The sequence below is a fragment of the Vibrio sp. 05-20-BW147 genome (genome assembly GCF_013369385.1).
Classification (GTDB): Bacteria; Pseudomonadota; Gammaproteobacteria; order Enterobacterales; family Vibrionaceae; genus Vibrio; species Vibrio floridensis.
Genome location: NZ_SZTO01000025.1, coordinates 51951 through 71182 on the forward strand (window position 1 = coordinate 51951; position 19232 = coordinate 71182).

Here is a 19232-nt window from a genome sequence, read left to right on the forward strand (position 1 = left end):
GTTACGCTCCTTGCTGGGAGAGAAAATCTTGCGCGAATCGCTGCAACACGCCGCCAGCTTGATAGACATGCACTTCATCTTCGGTATCAAGACGACACGTCACCGCGACATCAAGTTTTTCCCCATTGGTACGAGTGATGACCAGTGCGAGGTCGGCTCCGGGTTTGATTTCCCCCATCACATCATAGAGCTCGGTGCCATCCAGTTGCAGGCTGTTACGATTCACACCCGCTTTAAATTGCAGCGGCAACACACCCATGCCGACAAGGTTGGTGCGGTGAATGCGCTCAAAGCCTTCCGCAACGATTGCTTCTACCCCAGCAAGACGAACCCCTTTTGCCGCCCAATCGCGAGAGGAGCCTTGTCCGTAATCCGCCCCTGCGACAATGATCAATGGCTGCTTGCGCTGCATGTAGGTTTCAATCGCTTCCCACATGCGAGTAACTTTCCCCTCTGGCTCCACTCGAGCGAGCGATCCTTGCACCACTTGGCCCTTTTCTTTCACCATTTCATTAAACAGTTTCGGGTTAGCAAACGTTGCACGCTGCGCGGTTAAGTGATCGCCGCGATGGGTCGCGTAAGAGTTAAAATCCTCCTCTGGCACGCCCATTTTTGCCAAGTATTCGCCCGCCGCAGAGCTGGCCAAAATCGCATTCGATGGCGAAAGGTGATCGGTGGTGATGTTGTCCCCCAAAATGGCCAAAGGCCGCATGCCTGAAAGCGTACGCTCACCAGCGAGTGCGCCCTCCCAATAAGGTGGCCGGCGAATATAAGTGCTCATCGGACGCCAATCGTAAAGCGGCGATTCACTACGTTCACTTTCATCCAGTTTGAACATTTGAATGTAGACTTGGCGGAACTGTTCAGGCTTCACTGAGCTGCCCACGACCGCGTCGATCTCTTCGTCGCTTGGCCAAATATCGCGCAGATAAATCGCTTTGCCGCTGCTATCCATCCCCAGAACATCACGCTCAATATCAAAACGCATCGTGCCAGCAATTGCATACGCCACCACCAAAGGCGGAGAGGCGAGAAACGCTTGTTTGGCATAGGGGTGAATACGGCCGTCAAAGTTGCGGTTACCCGACAACACCGCAGTCGCGTAGAGATCGCGGTCGATGATCTCTTGCTGAATCTTAGGGTCAAGCGCGCCACTCATGCCATTACAGGTGGTACAAGCATACGCGACGATGCCAAATCCGAGCTTTTCGAGCTCGGGCAATAACCCCGCTTCTTCAAGATAAAGCTTGGCCACTTTTGAGCCGGGTGCAAAGGAGGATTTCACCCAAGGTTTACGGATGAGCCCCAACTGGTTGGCTTTCTTCGCCAACAACCCTGCCGCGACAACATTGCGAGGGTTACTGGTGTTGGTGCACGAGGTAATGGCGGCGATGATCACTGCGCCATCTGGCAGTTGGCCTTCTTTTTCTTGATATTGCCCGGCAATGCCACGGCTGGCCAACTCAGAGGTGGGCAAACGGCGATGAGGGTTAGACGGCCCAGCAAGATTGCGCGTGACCTGAGACAAATCAAACTCCAGCACACGCTCATAGTCGACCTGATGCAAATCGTCGGCCCACAATCCGGTGTGTTTAGCGTAGTTTTCCACCAAAGCCACTTGCTCTGGCTCGCGCCCTGTTAAGCGTAGATAGTTGATTGTCTGCTCGTCGATGTAGAACATGCCCGCGGTCGCGCCATATTCCGGCGTCATGTTAGAAATGGTCGCGCGATCGCCAATCGTTAGTGCTTTCGCCCCTTCGCCAAAAAATTCAAGATAAGCGGAAACCACCCGTTCTTGACGCAGAAATTCAGTAATGGCTAACACAATATCGGTGGCGGTAATGCCCGGTTGACGCTGACCTACCAGCTTCACACCAACGATATCGGGCAAACGCATCATTGACGGGCGGCCGAGCATCACGGTTTCCGCTTCTAAACCACCGACGCCAATGGCAATCACGCCAAGGGCATCGACATGTGGCGTATGGCTGTCGGTACCAACACAAGTATCAGGAAAGGCGATGCCCTCTTTTACCTGCACCACTGGCGACATTTTTTCCAAATTGATTTGGTGCATGATGCCGTTGCCCGCCGGAATCACACTGACGTTTTCAAACGCGGTTTTACACCACTCGATGAAGTGGAATCGGTCTTCGTTACGACGCTCTTCGATGGCGCGATTTTTCTCAAACGCCTCTGGGTCAAAACCGCCATATTCCACCGCCAACGAGTGATCGACAATCAGTTGGGTTTCCACCACAGGATTGACGTTCGCTGGATTACCACCTTGCTCGGCGATCGCGTCACGCAGACCAGCAAGGTCGACTAATGCGGTTTGCCCCAAAATATCGTGGCAAACCACGCGTGCTGGATACCAAGGAAAATCAAGATCGCGACGTCGTTCAATCAACTGTTTCAGGCTGTCGGTGAGCGTGCTAGGTTCACAGCGGCGCACCAGTTGTTCTGCCAATACGCGCGAAGTGTATGGCAAACGCGCATACGCGCCTGGAGATATCGCCTCGACCGCTTCACGCGCATCGAAGTAATCCAGCGAACTGCCCGGTAGAGGTTTGCGATATAAGGTATTGTTTTTATTGCTCATGGACTTGCTTCCCATGCAAAAGGTCGGAAACCTCCCCTCGTGATTGAAGAGAGGTCAATCTCTAGGCGCTAGCGCTGTTCAATCGGCACCCAATCTTGGTGATCTGGGCCAATATAGTCAGCACTTGGGCGGATGATTCGGTTATTGGCTCGCTGTTCAAACACATGCGCCGTCCAGCCCGTTAAGCGACTCATGACGAAAATCGGCGTAAACAGCTTGGTGGGAATGTCCATGAAGTGATAGGCCGAGGCATGGAAGAAATCGGCGTTACAAAACAGATCTTTCTCGCGTTTCATCACCGCTTCCACACGTTCTGAGACGGCGTAAAGATGGGTATCGCCCACCGCTTCTGACAAGGCTTTTGACCAACGTTTGATCAGAGCATTACGTGGGTCGCTTTCGCGATAAATCGCATGACCAAAGCCCATGATTTTCTCTTTGTTGGCCAACATGCGCAGGATGTTGTTTTCGGCCTCTTCTGGTGTTTGCCAGTTTTCGATCATCTCCATCGCGGCCTCATTAGCGCCACCATGCAAAGGACCACGCAAAGTGCCAATCGCCGCAGTCACACAAGAATGAATATCAGACAGCGTTGAGGCGCACACACGAGCGGCAAAGGTAGAGGCATTAAACTCGTGCTCTGCATACAAAATCAGCGAACAATGCATCACCTGCTTATGCAGTTCACTCGGCTCTTTGCCCGTGAGCATTTTGAGGAAGTAACCACCGATGCAATCTTGCGATTGGTCTTGCGTATCGATGCGCACGCCATCGTGGCTAAAGCGATACCAGTAACAAATGATCGCAGGGAACAGCGCCAACATGCGCTCTGTCGCGTCAAGCTGCTGCGAAAAATCGGTTTCTTGTTCTAAATTTCCCAACACAGAGCAACCTGTACGCATCACGTCCATGGGATGCGCAGACGCCGGGATCAGCTCCAGCGCTTGCTTCAACTCTGCCGGTAAGCCACGCAGGCCGATCAGGCGAGTTTTGTAAGCATCCAACTCTTGCTGTGTTGGCAAGTGACCGCGTAACAGCAAGTGCGCCACTTCTTCAAATTGCGCATGGTTGGCTAAGTCAGTGATGTCATAGCCACGATAGGTTAACCCTGTCCCCGTTTTACCGACAGTACATAAAGCGGTGCTTCCAGCGCTTTGACCACGTAGGCCTGCGCCACCTAACTCACCTTTCTTCGTTAAAGAACTAGGCATTTTGAACTCCTTTTCTGTCTGACTTTGCTCTCTAGCGGAACGTTTATCATCAGACGGTTTCACGTTATTGGATTAAGTTAATTCCGACGGTATTCTTCTTGAACTTCCGTTTTTTGTTTTTCTTATCTTGGGCTTCCCTACTTTGCTCTCATCTAAAAAGCGCGTTGGGATTATTTTCCTTCTGAAAACAGCTGATCGAGCTTGTCTTCGTACGCGTGATAGTTGAGATAGTCATAGAGCTCTTTACGCGTCTGCATGGAGTCGATTAACGCCTCTTGATTGCCCACTTCCAACAAGTGGCGATAGACCATTTCCGCCGCTTTGTTCATCGCGCGGAAGGCACTCAACGGATACAGCACCATATCCACGTTGGATTTGGCCAATTCTTCACAACCATACAAAGGCGTTTGACCAAATTCGGTGATGTTGGCCAATATCGGCACGTGTTTGCCCGTGGCTTGCGCCAAAGCAGCGGAAAATTGCTGATACTGCTCAAGTTTGTTCATTGCTTCGGGGAAAATCATGTCTGCACCCGCTTCTACACAGGCAATCGCACGCTCAATTGCGCTATCAATCCCTTCCACCGCCAGCGCATCGGTACGCGCCATGATCACAAAGTTGTCATCGACTCGTGCATCCACCGCTGCTTTGACGCGATCGACCATTTCTTGCTGAGAAACAATCGCTTTATTTGGACGGTGACCACAACGTTTTTGCGCCACTTGATCTTCCATGTGAACCGCGGCTGCGCCGGCTTTTTCCATCGATTTTATGGTGCGCGCGATGTTGAATGCGCCGCCAAAACCGGTATCAATGTCCACCAGCAAAGGCAAATCACAAGCGTTGGTGATGCGCTCTACGTCCACCAGCACGTCGTTGAGTGTGGTGATGCCTAAGTCCGGCAAGCCGTAAGACGCATTAGCGATACCGCCGCCAGAAAGGTAAATGGCTTGATGGCCGAGGCATTTGGCCATCATGGCGCAATAAGGGTTGATGGTGCCGACGATTTGCAGCGGATCGTTTTGTTGTACGGCGAGTCTGAACTTCGCCCCCGGAGTTAAGCTCATAACACGTTTCCTCTAATCCTTTAGGATCTGTTGTTCGATTAATTTACGGCTGCCGGAGATGTGTCTTCTCATCAACATTTCCGACAACTCTTCATCTCGATTGCGAATCGCTTGCAGAATGAATTTGTGCTCTTCCAATGCTTCTTTGGGCCGTGATTGGGCGCGCGGTGATTGATAGCGATACATGCGCAGTAAGTGGTACAGCTCGTCACACAGCAGCGCGATCAATTCACGGTTGCGACTGGCTTTGATAATGCGGTAGTGAAAGTCGAAATCACCGTGTTGATGGAAGTAAGAGGAACCTTCTACTTCATCGATGTGTTTCGAATGTGTCGACAATAGCAGTTCAAGGCTCAACAGCTCTTCTTGGCTGATGTGGCGAGCGGCAAGCCTCGCAGCCATGCCTTCTAGTGCTTCACGCACCGCATACAGCTCCACCAATTTTTCAGGTGAAAGAGTAATCACACGCGCCCCAACATGAGGAACACGTTCGATCAAGCCAAGCCCTTCTAGTCGCATCATCGCCTCACGCAGTGGGCCTCGGCTCACGTGATAATGCTTGGCTAACTCGGGTTCCGAGATTTTGCTTCCCGGTGCGATCTGCCCATTCACAATCGCTTCAACCAAGGATTCGGTCAGCGATTCGGATTTGGTATTTTCCTTGTCGCTGCCCGCAAGTTTGCCAATGGCTTTGGTGTCTACATTCATATTCAAATACGTTTCCTGACTGCAATCTGTCAACAATGTCTGTCTCTGAATATAAAATAGTCGATCAAATTGTCGACAATCAAGTGAATTGTCGACAATTTAGACTAAGGTATACCTTCCTTGTGCCCCCTTATCTCCATCTCTATCGTCGTTTCGTGAACTTTATGAACAAAATCGACTTTATGACCGTTATTTTTTTTAACTGCCTATTAGAGACAATTCGTTAACACCTTTTTAACCTTTCATCATTCCTAACCCGCCACAGCGAGTAGGAACCACTGATAACAAGAACCACAGATAACAGTAAGTTCGCTTCATCACCGAAGCGCCGACATAAGGAACGTGAAACATGTTTAAGGCACTCAAACCTACACTGGCCGCATCGATCATCGCCGCCTCTTTTTCTTTTAACGCTTTCGCGGCAGAGATCGAAAAAATCCACTTTCTCATCCCTGGGGGTGCCGGTGGTGGCTGGGACATGACCGCCCGTGGTACGGGTGATGTTCTACAAAAAACCAACTTGGTGGAGAATGTCTCTTACCAAAACCTATCTGGTGGTGGCGGTGGTAAAGCCATTGCACACCTGATCGAGACGGCAAAACGTCAAGAAGACACGTTGATGATCAACTCAACACCGATCGTTGTGCGTTCACTAAGCGGTGTTTTCCCACAATCCTTCCGCGATTTAACACCAGTCGCAGCTACCGTGGCTGATTACGGTGCCATCGTGGTTGCAGGAGACTCGAAATACAACAGTTGGGAAGAGGTCACCAAAGACTTCGCTGAGAACCCACTTAAAGTGAAAATCGCTGGTGGATCTGCGCGTGGTTCTATGGATCACCTCGTTGCCGCTGCCGCATTTAAAGGCCAAGGTTTTGATGCCAAACAAGTTCGCTACATCGCTTATGATGCAGGCGGTAAAGCCATGGCTGCGCTGCTTTCTGGCGAAACTCAGTTGCTTTCTACTGGCCTAGGTGAAGTGCTTGAGATGTCGAAAGCGGGTCAAGTAAAAGTATTGGCAATCACGGCACCAAAACGTCTCGAAGCAGCGCCAAACATTCCTACCCTAACTGAATACGGCAACCCAACCGTCTTTGCTAACTGGCGTGGTTTCTTTGCCGCACCGGGGGCGAGCCAAGAGAAGATCAACGAATGGAACGCGGCTCTAACCAAGATGTACAACACCGATGAGTGGAAAGTGGTTCGTGACCGTAATGGTTGGATCGACAACTACAAAGCCGATAAAGAGTTCTACGCCTTCCTAGAAGAGCAAGAAAAGCAGATGGGTGACCTGATGCGTGAGCTCGGCTTCCTCAAGTAATGTCTCAATGACTTTGTTGGGGTGGTCATCGTAGAAACGAAACTGCCCCACACCGATTTCGCCGTTGTTGAAGTACTGCCATGAGCAGTAACACTACTCCTTTGTTGATTGAAAGTCCTGCTTGCTACTGTGTCCCTGTTATCACGAGTAGCACGCCTTGTTGATGACCCTCTTTTCATTGACGCTTCAATAACGGCTTTTTTCTCTTTTTCTTTGCCTCAATGATTGGAGTTGGATATGTCGGATTTACCAACCAGTTCGTTTAAAAGCAATAAGCTGCTCTCAACAGAGTTTCTCCTTAGTCGCGACCGTGTCGGCGCGCTGATTTTCCTTTTACTCAGTTTGGGTTATGGCTATCAAACCTATCAAATTCCTATGTTTCCCGGCGATGAGTACGAACCGTTCAACGCGCGTACTTTGCCCTTTATTCTCACCGGCATCGGCATTGTGTTGTCTCTATTGCTGCTCGTCACTGGGCAACCCGATAGCAAAAGTGGTGCTGTAACTAAGTTTGACTGGAAGCTGTTGATCGCTTTTTTGGTGCTGATGGCACTGTATGGCCTCGGCTTGACCTATCTTGGTTTTGTCTTAGCCACCGGATTTTTCCTGTTGGCGGGGTTCTACCTACTTGGCGAACGACGCAAAAGCGTCTTGTTTGGTGCTTCTTTCCCATTCGTATTGGCGTTCTATCTACTGCTCACCAAGGGGTTGGATGTTTACCTCGAACCGGGCCTGATTTTTACCCTTTGGTAATTGGCATAAGGAACTGATTTTATGTTAGACGGAATTTTACAAGGTCTATCGACCGCAGTGATGCCAATGAACCTGATGATGGTGATCATTGGTTGTTTTGTCGGTACCTTTATCGGTATGTTACCGGGTTTAGGCCCAATCTCGGCCATTGCGCTGATGATCCCAATCACCTACGGCCTAGAGCCCTCTTCGGGCATGATTTTGATGGCGGGTGTTTACTATGGCGCAATTTTTGGCGGCTCAACCTCTTCTATTTTGATCAACGCTCCGGGTTGTTCTTCAACCGTAGTCACCGCGTTTGATGGCTACCCAATGGCGCAAAAAGGCCAAGCGGGTAAGGCGCTTGCTTTGGCTGCTTACGCCTCGTTTACTGGTGGTACGCTATCGGCCATCATGCTGTTAGTGGCGGCACCTGCACTGGCCACCGTGTCACTCAGTTTTCAATCCTCAGACTATTTCGCACTGATGCTGGTTGGGCTTTCTGCGGTAGCGGCTTTTGCGGGTAAAGGACAAGTGATCAAAGCATGGATGATGACCATTCTTGGCTTGATGCTCTCAACCGTCGGCATTGATAAAGGCGTTGGTGTCGAACGATTTACGTTCGGCCTGACTGATTTAATGGATGGTTTCAGCTTCTTGCTATTGGCGATGGCGACCTTCGCTTTGGGCGAAACATTGATGGGCATTCTCAAGCCGGATCAAGACAACAGCGCCGAAGAGCAAGAGCGCATGAGCAACATTGGCTCGATGAAAGTGACTCGTGAAGAGATTAAAGAAGCGGCTCCCGTCTCCATTCGTTCTTCTATTTTGGGCTTTTTTACCGGTGTTCTACCGGGCGCGGGCGCAACCATCGCGGCTTTCCTCAGCTACGGCATGGAGCGCAATTTGGCACCGAAAGAGAAACGCGAAGAGTTTGGTAAAGGCAGCATCCGTGGCCTTGTCGCGCCTGAGTCGGCCAACAACGCAGCCTCAAGCGGTTCCTTTGTACCACTGCTAACGCTAGGTATTCCGGGCTCAGGCACCACAGCCATCATGCTTGGCGCCTTGATCGCTTATGGTATTCAACCGGGTCCTCGTTTATTTGTTGACCATCCGGATGTGTTTTGGTCGGTGATCATCTCCATGTACGTCGGCAACATCGTACTGCTGATCCTGAACTTGCCGCTGATCCCGTACATCTCGCGCCTGCTGGCAGTGCCTAGAACCGTACTGCTACCGATGATCTTGTTCTTCTCCATCACTGGCGTTTATTTGGTTTCATTTAACACCATGGATGTGTTTGTGATGCTGCTGGTGGCGATGGGAGCGATTGCGCTTCGTCTTGCCAACTTCCCACTCGCCCCTCTGCTGCTTGGCTTTATTTTGGGTGGCTTGATGGAAGAAAACTTACGCCGCGCGCTGATGATTTCGGATGGACAGATCAGCTTCTTGTGGGAACGTCCGTTGACACTGGCCTTCACCGTGATTGCGATTTTGATGGTTAGCAGCCCGCTATTAGGTGCGATATACCAGAAAATCAAACCCAACACGGCAAAGTCGAACGTCCCCCAAGCAACCAAATAACAATAACCATCTCCATATTGCACTACGCTTTACCGCCTCAACCGAGGCGGTTTTTTCTTCCTGAGTAAAGAAAAAGCAAGCTCAACAGACTCAACCAGCCCAAAGAGCCACTGCTTTCACTGTCCGCACAGCCCAAAGCGACCTCTCCACCACCGACACTGGCGGATGTATTGCTGTTGCATTGCCCACTTGGCTGAGTGCCCTCGCTCGGTGTTTCTGTGGTCGCACTGGTCATAAACATTGGTTTGGTAATCTGCTGTGTGGGTGGATTCGCTGCATCGGTGTAAGAACGAATCCAATCGAGATAAGTCACCACATTGGTATACCAAGTGGGGTAAGTGACAGAGCTACAAACGGTATTGATCAAAGGTGATGCACTGATAATACCCACTTGAAATTGATTTCCCACACCATCAGTCCACACTAGCGGACCACCGGAATCCCCCAAACAAGCACCGTTCCCATAACTTTTGTCTCCAGCATGAAACTCTTGATTTGGCAATGTGCACAATTTGGTCAAATCACCGCTCGAAGCGATATAACTTGGCAAAGTTTGATCAGCTTCTAGGTGATTAAAACAGTCTGAAATCGGCATCAAGACGATTTCCGTTTCCTTCAACAAAATAGGTGGTGTGTTGTCAATGATTGGAGAGAGGGGACTATCACTTCCCCAACCCAGTACTTTCACATCGTGAGGTGTATTAGCGGGGTCTCTGTTTTCCCAATCTTCCCAAGCTTTCGTGGTTTTCGTTACGAAATCTTGGTAGCTCACCGAATCAACTAAAGTTACTGGCGTCGCAGGTAAATCCCTATCAACTCTGAGCAGCGCGAGATCGTGTTGATATGCCGTACTCACCAACTCTTCACCTTGCGCAGTTTGCTTAGTGGTACGCAAAGGCATGTAATCTGGGTGAATCACCACGTGCGTGACGGAATATCGATGACTGAGTTCTGATTGAAATAGATCGAGAATACCCGCTCTGACCGACACTTCTTTTAACGCCACAATGTCATAGTTGGTAAATGATTCCGGGTTCCCCGTTGACGTTTCTTGGGTCGAACTCGATTTAATCAAACAGTGCGCAGCGGTTAAGATCCACCGAGAGTTAACAATGGTGCCGCCACATCTGGACTGCTCTGCAAATGAGCTGGCGTCCACACTCACCACAAAACTTTCCACCGAATTTGAACCACCCACAATGGCTTGTGCCATCATTGGCATACATAGCGCTATCACGCCAACTGACCCTATTATTTTCATCGCATCGCTTCCATATGCACCCTAACCCATAAAAGAATAAGACAATGTGAGCGAAATCGCCTGCCGAGATCACTGTTTTTCACAAATTTACTGTTTGTTATGTAACCAAATTGTTAACTTGAGGATAGCGTTCAGGCGTGAGCCATCTGTAACTGGCCAAGCGCACGCATCATCATCAATCTCAGCGTCACTCGACGCCAAAAAGGACGAACCACATCAAATGGATTTTGCATTGCTGTTCTTTGCTGGAGTCTTCGGCGGAATGCTTAATTCCATCGCCGGAGGGGGCAGCTTTATCACCTTCCCTGCACTGATGGCGATCGGCATTCCACCGGTTGTCGCCAATGCCACCAATACTTTTGCCAGTTGTGCGGGTTACATTAGCGGCGCATGGGGTTATCGTCGTGAGCTCTATGAACAAAAGAAGATCGTACCCAAAACCATCGTTTTTAGCCTGATCGGTGGTATGTTGGGGGCTTTTCTTCTCTTGAACACCGATGAAGCCGATTTCTTGACCGCCATCCCTTGGCTCTTGCTCTTTGCGACCCTGCTGTTTGTGTTTGGCGGTGCCATCAATCAACGGTTAAGAAAAAGCAAACGCAACAAGCCTCATCCAATTCTGCTCTGCCTACCAGCGCTGTTTTTGATCCTAGTGTCTGCTTATGGTGGTTTCTTTAATGCGGGATTAGGCATTGTGACGCTGAGCTACCTTACCCTTTCTGGTCATCGAGATATCATCACGATGAACGGGTTAAAGCTGTTGATTTCTACTAGCGTTTCATTGGTCGCCGTGATCATCTTCACCTTCGATGGTTTAATCGATTGGTGGAACGGTTTTGTTGTGATGTTGGGCAGCATCACTGGCGGATATATCGCTGCCGTCGTGGTAAGAGGCGTGAATAAAATCTGGGTTCATCGCTTTGTGACTGTCACTTCTTTTGCCATTACGGGTTACTTCTTTGTAAAAATCTACACCTAACTTATTGTGCAGCTCCAAGTTATCTCTGCAAACGAATGCAACTTGTTTGCAACAACGGCACAGCTCACTTAATATTGAGCCAATTGTTAAATTGAACAGCTGTACGGCGCGGTAGGAATGCTGCGTTTTCATTCGTCACTTTTAAGGATGTAAAGTGTTATGACTCCGCTTTCTTTTAAGAACAAGATAATTGCGCTGATTATTGCCATTATCTCGCTCACCATCATCACTTCTTACTTTAGTGTTAACTATTTTATCAGCCACTACATTCAAAAAACCGACAGTCAAAACATTACCCACAATGTAGACCTGATTCAGCGTAAGCTCGAGAACGAGCTCAATAACCGACTCGCCCTCGCCAATAGCCTGAACTTCAGCATGATGGACATCAGTGACACTAAAGAGAGCTCTGGTTTCGATAAGATCATTAAAATCGTCAACGGCTATGCCTTTGACGACAGTGGAAATATGGGTGAAGAGGAAGCACAGCGTTACATTGAGATTGCGGAGACGCATGGCGACACCACCATTGTTAGCCCTGTGACTATGGTCAATGGCGAGCCTTCGATTACGTTTTCGTTGAAACGTATTGATGACTCGGTGGACTTTTTTGTTGTGAATCTTGGCCAATTTCGCCAAGTGGTGGAAGAGTATGCAGCCGATGGCAGTTATGCAGAACTTTCTGCAAATGGCACCGTGATTTTCACTAACAAGCAAGGTAATAACCTCACGCCGATTTCTCGTTCTGTCGAGTTTGCCGGGCAACGTTGGGATCTGGTGGGTTACATCGATATGGATAATATCCAATCCAACACCGACCAACTCAACTGGATGATTACATTAGCGCTGCTGGTGTGCGCTGCGATTATCATTGTCACTAGCGTGATTCTTCTGCATGTTTCTTTTAAACCACTTAGCCGCTTGAACAGCGTGGTGGCCGACCTCTCGCAAGGTAACGGTGATCTAACCCAGCGTTTAGCGATTGAATCGAAAGATGAAATTGGCCAAATCTCCCACTCTATTAACCTGTTTATAGAAAAACTTCAGCAGATGTTTATCGAAGTGGCCGACTCTTCGAAAGAGATCGACCATGCCGTGGTCGGGCTAAGCTCGCAATCTCGCTCAAACCTGCGCACGCTCAACCAGCACACGCAAGAAACCGAACAAGCGATCACCGCCATTGAAGAGATGAGCGCCAGCGCCAACTCGATTGCGCAAAGTGCCGATGATGCTGCGCTACTGACCGAACGCACCAATCGTTACGCGGACGAGTCTAAGCAAACTGTTACCAGTGCCGTAGACAGTGTGAGTGGGCTGGTGACTCAAGTATCATCCATGTCGCACACCATCTCTCGCATGAATGACGATACCAAGCAGATTACCTCTGTGTTGGAAGTGATTGGCGCGATTGCGGAGCAAACCAATCTTTTGGCGCTGAATGCCGCCATTGAAGCCGCTCGAGCTGGTGAGCAAGGACGTGGTTTCGCGGTGGTTGCCGATGAAGTTCGTGCCCTCGCCTCGCGCACTCAACAAAGCACCACCCAGATAAATGAGATGCTGGCCAAGCTGAAAACCACCACCGAAAACGTGGTGAAAGAGATGGATTCAACTCGAAACCGATGTGAAGAGACAGCTGAGCGCACCAACCAAGTAATGGATTCGCTCAATGTGGTCACCGATTCGGTCGCAGAAATCAACAATCTCAATACCTTGATGGCAACCTCAGCGATGGAGCAACGCCAAGTGACGCAAGAAGTGAGCAAAAACATGGCGGCAATTCAAGAGATGGTCCGCGAACTTAACAACAACGCGGCGCAAGTGACCTCGGTCAGCGATGAGTTGCAAAACACCTCTCATGCCTTAACTGACGTGGTAGGCCGATTTAGGGTTCAGTAAGCCATCCACGTAATCTTCCCGTTTACTTAAAGCACCATCTTTGATGGTGCTTTTTCTAATATCCTGATTTAAAAGAAACTGTGCATAAACGCACATCGTTTTGAATCCCTGCTCAAATTAACCACATTTTTCATGATGAAATTCTAAATTCGCGATGTTGAGTGTTAATAACATGTAGCATTTTTGATACATTTTTAGCCATTAGTTGCGAGGCAGGTTCCATTTTGTTCGGAAAAGCCTCTAATAGGAACAGAGGCCCCATGTTAGATTATCTCGCGATGAACAACATCGCTGCCCAAGATAAAGAGATCGTTGCCATACTCGATGAGCTATTCCAGCATTGCGTCGAGTGCTATCCCACATTCAGCCGTTTTTCTGTGGCGCTCCTTGGTGACAAAAAAGCCTCCAACTATTATGTGCAGGATCGCCTGCTCTCTAAGCAAACGTCCCAGCAGTTGGATTATGTCGATCATGAGTTGCGCATAGACTCTGCCCTTACTGGTCTTGCGTATAGCAACAGCATTCGCATTGTGGATAATCTAAGCACCATGGTGCAAACCGAACGAGTTTCTCGTTTGCTTGGTCTCGGCCACCGCAGCAGCTACACCGTCCCACTGAATTATCGCAATAAAACTCTCGGCTTTATCTTTTATAACGCAGCGGTATCGAGCTTCTTTTCAGATGACAACATCCAGAAAGATTTTGCCTTTCTGTCCAATCTTGTCGCACACCTGTTTATCCATTTGCATGAAAACCAAAAGCACTTTCAATCGGCACTCTCTGTTGCGCTGAACATGGGCCATGCTCGCGACCCCGAAACCAAAGAGCACCTCATTCGCATGGGCAAGATCAGTGAATTGCTGGCCCGATTATTGGCCAATCAAAAACCCGAAATTACCCACCAGTTTATCCATCGCATTCGCCTCTACGCGCCGTTTCACGATATTGGTAAGTATAAAATTCCCGATCACATTCTCTTTAGCGATAAACGCTTTACTGCTGAAGAACGCCAGATCATGAATATGCACACTATCTATGGGGAAGAGATGATTGAGGAGGTCATTCGCTTGGCCAACGCAGAACTGGTTTCCGATGACGAAGTGGCTTTCATCAAACACATTGTTCGTCACCATCATGAAGCCTTTAATGGTGAAGGGTTGCCCGATCAACTCGCAGAACAATCCATCCCATTAGAAGCGCGAATTGTCACGCTGGCGGATGTGTTTGACGCACTTTTGAGCCGCCGTGCCTATAAGCCCGCCTGGTCGGTGGATGCGGTTATGGACTATATAAGAGATAACACAGGTCGACTGTTTGACCCAGAATGCGTTAGCGCCTTAATCGACAACTTGGAACAGTTCCTCGCCATTCGCGATAGGTATCTCGATCAAGAAGAACTCCCTAAAGGATGTGTGGCTTAATGTTGCGTTAAAGGAAGGCCTTGCAGGTACAATCCCCTCCTGAATCCCTTATTATCAACGCCTATGTTTTTGAACGAATCTCACACTGCCAACGGCCATTTTGCTCGCTCACTTGATACCTCATTTCACGGTATTGCCAAGAAATGGGCAAAATGACTTGGGGTTGGTTGAGTTTTAAATAGGTTTCTGCGTTTGCGCCTGAGAAGGTATCGACCCAAATGAGCCGATTCAGCCAACCACACGCTTTTTCCAGCTGAGCTGGAGAAGTTGTTGTTGCGGTGATACTCTGCCATTGGCCGCCTTTATCCCAGCGGGTAGTGAGCACAATTTCCGCGTTTTGATCGTCAAAATAGGTAGGCTCTGGCAACAGGTGTTGCGCTCTGGCCTGCAAAAGATCACGCTGCTCAACTGCGCTGCCTTGGCGCAACGCTTGCCAATGTGCTTGTTCCGCACTGCGGCCAATCAGCAATGGATGCGATAACACGCTGGCACACTCGGCATCTTGCCAACTGCACTGGCTAAAGTAGTAGCGGGCTTTATCTAGGTCGCGCTCAGTATTGAGGTAGTACACCCCCAAGTTGTACTGAATATCGCTGTCGAAGGGTTCAAGTTTTGCCGAGCGTTGCCAGTACTCCCCGCCTAATCGTTGATCCTGCTTCACGAGTCCGTTGTAATAAAGCGTACCGAGATTGAGGTAAAGCAAGGCACTCTCGTTATCGGGTAAGCAGCTTAAGTAGAGTTGTTCCGCTTGTTGAAACTGCTTTTTCGTTTCAAACATGACCCCTAAGTTAACACAAGCATCGGCACTGCCTTTGGCTATCGCACGGCGATACCAAGTTTCGCTCTCGGCCAGCTGACCAAGCTGCGCATAGCTGTACCCTAACTGATAAAGCACACTCTGCTGAGTGAACTCGTTCAGTTTCTCTACGTCCGCATAGGCGCGTTTCAACCATTCAATCGCCAGCAGAGAGTCATACGCTTGAGCACTGTAACTGCCAAGCAAATAGGCTTGGTATTCGGCTGGGTGCTTTTCAAATAGCTCGACATCCAGCGATGCGCCATGTTGCTGCAATAGCGTGTAGGCCTTTTGAAAAGTGGCGGAATTTTTATCCCACTGTTTGATGTTGTTTTGCACGGCATAAGCCGAGCTGCTGATTGCTAGCAATAAGAGTAGGTTGGCACTATGCAGCGGAACTCTTTTAGTGGCCATTGGTGTCGCTGTCGTTGCCATTGGGGGCTTCACTCTCTGTTATGCCAAGCAGGCGCGCCATTGCTTCATCACCGAGCTGCACATGCAGCAACTGATAGAGATTGGTGAATGATTGATACGCCTCTCGCCAATACGCCGCCAGCGGTTGGCTGCGTCTGACACCTTGCCAATGATGTTGATAGCTTTCATGGAAATGGCGTTGAGTCCGCTGGGTCAGGTTATCCGCCAACCGTTGCCATAATGGTTCACTTTGCAGCAGCCACAGCAGATTAATCCAGTCGCTGGCCTCAGCCTCACGCAGTAATGCTTGTAACTGCGCATCGCTTAAATGGGCGAACAAAAAAGCGGCGCGCCACGGGGTTTGCTCGCTGGGCGCGTGGTTCTCTAACTCTTGTTGTAGCTGAGCGTCAGTGAATGGCTGCCAGACTAATGGTGCAAGCGGATACTCTCTTTCGCGCGCCTGCTCTGCCTCTTCCAAAGCCGCTTGCCATTCAAAACCGAGTGACGCGAGCATGATGTCGCGCAGATAATCACGTGGCCTGCCCTCGCTCAGTGCCAGCATACCATCGCTAAACAACAGCAGCGCCAGTTGTTCAAACGCCGAAAAAGGCTGATTCAACAACCCTCTCTGGCATACTTGCGCCACTGCGCTGGCATCATGCCCCCACAGCAAAAGTTCGATCACTTTGTCACAATAACTTTGTGCAGCTTGGCTCAAAACCGGTTCGACAAAGGGTTGATGCGCCACTTCCAGTACTAACCAACCTTGGCGAGCCACTAAATCGCGATAGTGCAGTACCTGCTGCACAATAGGCAGCAGCGAAGCCCTTTGCGCTTGGTTTAACGCCTGAATATTTCTGTGTGTCGCTTCACTTAGCGAGAGTTGGCTCATGCGCTTTTCACTCCCTTCATTTACTGCTACTCAGCTTGCGGTGAACAAAACGCCGCGTAATCGGCAATGCGTGCGCTTAATCGCTGCGCAGCGCCTGCATCGGCACAGCCCAAGGCATCCAAAATACGCTGCGCTTCATCGCGATAGGCAGCAATTTTTTCACGGCTCCAGTGGTGTGGCGGTGGCGATAAGTTGGTGATGCGATCGCACAGCTTCACCAGCCATATTTCATCTGGCTGCTGTTGTATCCTCGCCAGTGAATCGGCCATTTGCGCTGCCTTATCGCCTACCTGCTTATTTTTGCTCAGCGCCAACACGCCTTGCGCCACTTGCTCCCCAAACGCCTCTTCGACTTGCTGATAACGGGTTGAAGTATCTTCAATCACATCATGCAGCAGCGCCACTTGCAGTGCTAAACGGCCATCAAGATCGGGGCGCGATTTAAGTGCATGCATCACCTCCATTGCCACCGCGCCTAAATGCACACAATAAGGCAAGTGCTCATCAGGCCGTTGGCCTTTGAAGGTGTGCCCAGCATGGGCGCGCGCCGCAAAGTACCACGCGGCTAAGTAATCATCGGGGTTCCAGTTCATCATCTGTCCTACTTGCTTACACTTACCTCAGTATGCCACCTTTAACCTTGCCTTTATCACCACACTTTCGGAACAAACTGGCAGCGCAGTTGACCGCGTAGCCAGTTATCTTGCTGGATGGTTTGGCGCAAACCTCGGTGGTAGTCGTTAAAGGTGCCCAGCATCAGCGCGCACTCTTGGCGGCGGCTGTTTTCATGGCGGCACAGGCTGAGGGTTTGGCCATCAAACTGCGCGTAGAGGGTGAAACCATAACGGCCATCTGCGGTGCTTTGCTTCACCGCTTGCGCCGGTTGCTTCGCCAAGAGATCGAGCGCCAAGGGCTCGCTCGCACGCCATTTTTTATTAAAGTACAGCTCGCTATTTTGCAGCACGCATTGCACCCGCTCGCCATATTTGGCGTTTTCACGCGCCAGCTCCAGCTGCGCTTGCTGCTCTTTCAACGCTTGCTCGCGCGCTTGTTGCTCAGCTAAACGGCGCGCTTCACGTTGCCTATCCAACTCAGCTTGTTTTAGCTGTGCGTCATACTGCTGCTCTGGGGTTAATGCCAGCCATTGGGCTTCGCTCATGCCCAATGGGTAACTGGCGCACGCCGTCAGCAGCAAAGCGCACACCACAGTGCTCAAATAGGGTTTGAGTAGGTTTAAGTTAGGTTTCATTGCATTTTCTCCCTATTTCGATGCAATCAACAAAAATGGTGCGGTGTGCAGACGCCAAAAACCCAATCACTGTCCGGCTCGCACCAAACGGACATGGCCGTTGGATCTCTTATCTTGGTTGTAGGAGACTAAACCACTGAAGAAGTAGACGTGCCACGCGAAGTGACTATCGTAGGCATAGGGCGAAGACGACCAATACCACAAACTCGTTGGTGTGTTGGGAAAAGCACTGATATCGATGGTCGGCCTCTCACGCTTGCCAGGAATGCATCCGCCATTGGTATCATGTACATACTTACCATTGGGACGCACTGAAGGCTTGCGCCCGTTCCAGCAGTCAACCAATGAATCCAGCTCATCAATTGTGGGTAAGCGCCAAGCGGTTGAACCTGCAAAATTGTGCTTTAGCTTTATTGCGTCACGCCATGTATATTCTTTCGCCTCACCAGTGCAGGTTTTGCCATCCCAGCTTTGACCTAGGCTACAGCGCATCCAAGTAAGGTTGGTTTCTTTGTCGTATACCGTTCCATTCGGATTAACCACGTATTTGTCCACGGTTGCAGGCGGTTCTTTTTGTTCAGTAGAAGAGAGCGCTGGTTTAGGTGTACTTGGATTTGATCCCGCTCGCACCAAACGGATGGGGCGGTAGAAGTCCTTATAGTAGTCGTTGACGTAACCATTGCCGAAGCTGACGTACCACGCGCGGGAACTATTGCCGGCATAGGGCGAAGACGACCAATACGCATAAGCGGATGTATTTGGAAATGCACTGATATCGATGGTAGGTTTTTGGTGGTTTTCACCAAGGCATACTCCATTGGTATCTTCTACATCCTTGCCTTCGGGGCGCTCTGAATGCTTACGCCCGTTCGAGCAGTAAACCAAGGAATCCAGCTCATCAAATGTGGGTAAACGCCAAGCCGTTGAGCCCGCAAATTGGTGTGTTAGTTTGGTTGCGTCATACCATGTATATTTTTTCACCTCACCAGTGCAGGTTTTGCCATCCCAGCTTTGACCTAGGCTACAGCGCATCCAAGTAAGGTTGGTTTCTTTGTCGTATACCGTTCCATTCGGATTAACCACATATTTGTTCACGGTT

The 19232-nt window shown here is 49.9% G+C and carries 16 protein-coding genes; 6 read left to right on the forward strand and 10 right to left on the reverse strand.

The features are described from left to right. Position 1: 1 nt before the first annotated feature. From acnD to FC652_RS18135, 4 genes are all read right to left on the reverse strand, one after another. Entirely contained in the window at positions 2–2602 is a 2601-nt protein-coding gene (gene acnD, locus FC652_RS18120) for a Fe/S-dependent 2-methylisocitrate dehydratase AcnD (RefSeq protein ID WP_176299675.1), read from the reverse strand. A 68-nt stretch (positions 2603–2670) separates the two neighbouring features. Then, a complete protein-coding gene (prpC, locus tag FC652_RS18125; protein WP_176299676.1) occupies positions 2671–3813 on the reverse strand; it encodes a 2-methylcitrate synthase in 1143 nt (380 codons plus the stop codon). A 170-nt stretch (positions 3814–3983) separates the two neighbouring features. Next, positions 3984–4880 (reverse strand): methylisocitrate lyase, encoded by an 897-nt coding sequence (gene prpB, locus FC652_RS18130; protein ID WP_176299677.1) that lies wholly within the window; start codon positions 4878–4880, stop codon positions 3984–3986. A 12-nt stretch (positions 4881–4892) separates the two neighbouring features. Continuing rightward, positions 4893–5588, reverse strand: a complete 696-nt coding sequence (locus FC652_RS18135; RefSeq protein ID WP_017422153.1) for a GntR family transcriptional regulator — start codon at positions 5586–5588, stop codon at positions 4893–4895. Between the two features lie 349 nt (positions 5589–5937). On the opposite strand from FC652_RS18135, the gene FC652_RS18140 reads away from it, so the two are divergent. The 3 genes from FC652_RS18140 to FC652_RS18150 all read left to right on the forward strand — a co-directional run bounded on the left by FC652_RS18140 (position 5938) and on the right by FC652_RS18150 (position 9225). Next, positions 5938–6909: a tripartite tricarboxylate transporter substrate binding protein gene (locus FC652_RS18140; protein WP_072603126.1), complete on the forward strand. Its 972-nt coding sequence runs from the start codon at positions 5938–5940 to the stop codon at positions 6907–6909. Between the two features lie 237 nt (positions 6910–7146). Then, positions 7147–7662: a tripartite tricarboxylate transporter TctB family protein gene (locus FC652_RS18145; protein ID WP_072603124.1), complete on the forward strand. Its 516-nt coding sequence runs from the start codon at positions 7147–7149 to the stop codon at positions 7660–7662. A 21-nt stretch (positions 7663–7683) separates the two neighbouring features. Continuing rightward, positions 7684–9225 (forward strand): tripartite tricarboxylate transporter permease, encoded by a 1542-nt coding sequence (locus tag FC652_RS18150; RefSeq protein ID WP_013571909.1) that lies wholly within the window; start codon positions 7684–7686, stop codon positions 9223–9225. 37 nt (positions 9226–9262) lie between these two features. Here FC652_RS18150 and FC652_RS18155 read toward each other — a convergent pair whose 3' ends face one another. Further along, positions 9263–10486, reverse strand: a complete 1224-nt coding sequence (locus FC652_RS18155; protein WP_176299678.1) for a trypsin-like serine protease — start codon at positions 10484–10486, stop codon at positions 9263–9265. 220 nt (positions 10487–10706) lie between these two features. Here FC652_RS18155 and FC652_RS18160 point away from each other — a divergent pair, with 220 nt between their 5' ends. The 3 genes from FC652_RS18160 to FC652_RS18170 all read left to right on the forward strand — a co-directional run bounded on the left by FC652_RS18160 (position 10707) and on the right by FC652_RS18170 (position 14782). After that, positions 10707–11465 (forward strand): sulfite exporter TauE/SafE family protein, encoded by a 759-nt coding sequence (locus tag FC652_RS18160; RefSeq protein WP_176299679.1) that lies wholly within the window; start codon positions 10707–10709, stop codon positions 11463–11465. A 159-nt stretch (positions 11466–11624) separates the two neighbouring features. Continuing rightward, entirely contained in the window at positions 11625–13361 is a 1737-nt protein-coding gene (locus tag FC652_RS18165) for a methyl-accepting chemotaxis protein (protein ID WP_176299680.1), read from the forward strand. Positions 13362–13621: 260 nt separating this feature from the next. After that, complete coding sequence (locus tag FC652_RS18170; RefSeq protein ID WP_176299681.1) at positions 13622–14782, forward strand: HD-GYP domain-containing protein; 1161 nt, start codon at positions 13622–13624, stop codon at positions 14780–14782. A gap of 61 nt (positions 14783–14843) precedes the next feature. On the opposite strand, the gene FC652_RS18175 is transcribed toward FC652_RS18170, so the two are convergent. From FC652_RS18175 to FC652_RS18195, 5 genes are all read right to left on the reverse strand, one after another. Continuing rightward, the gene (locus FC652_RS18175) at positions 14844–16013 is read right to left on the reverse strand and encodes a hypothetical protein (protein ID WP_217904675.1); all 1170 of its coding nucleotides are present in this window, start codon (positions 16011–16013) and stop codon (positions 14844–14846) included. Beyond that, positions 15982–16884, reverse strand: a complete 903-nt coding sequence (locus tag FC652_RS18180) for a hypothetical protein (protein WP_176299682.1) — start codon at positions 16882–16884, stop codon at positions 15982–15984. Before FC652_RS18180 ends, FC652_RS18175 begins: the two co-directional genes overlap by 32 nt. A gap of 26 nt (positions 16885–16910) precedes the next feature. Continuing rightward, positions 16911–17480, reverse strand: coding sequence for an HD domain-containing protein (locus FC652_RS18185; RefSeq protein WP_176299683.1), 570 nt, complete (start codon positions 17478–17480; stop codon positions 16911–16913). Between the two features lie 53 nt (positions 17481–17533). Next, entirely contained in the window at positions 17534–18133 is a 600-nt protein-coding gene (locus FC652_RS18190; protein WP_176299684.1) for a hypothetical protein, read from the reverse strand. A 66-nt stretch (positions 18134–18199) separates the two neighbouring features. Further along, a partial coding sequence (locus FC652_RS18195; protein ID WP_176299685.1) for a DUF1566 domain-containing protein occupies positions 18200–19232 on the reverse strand: 1033 nt, incomplete at its 5' end.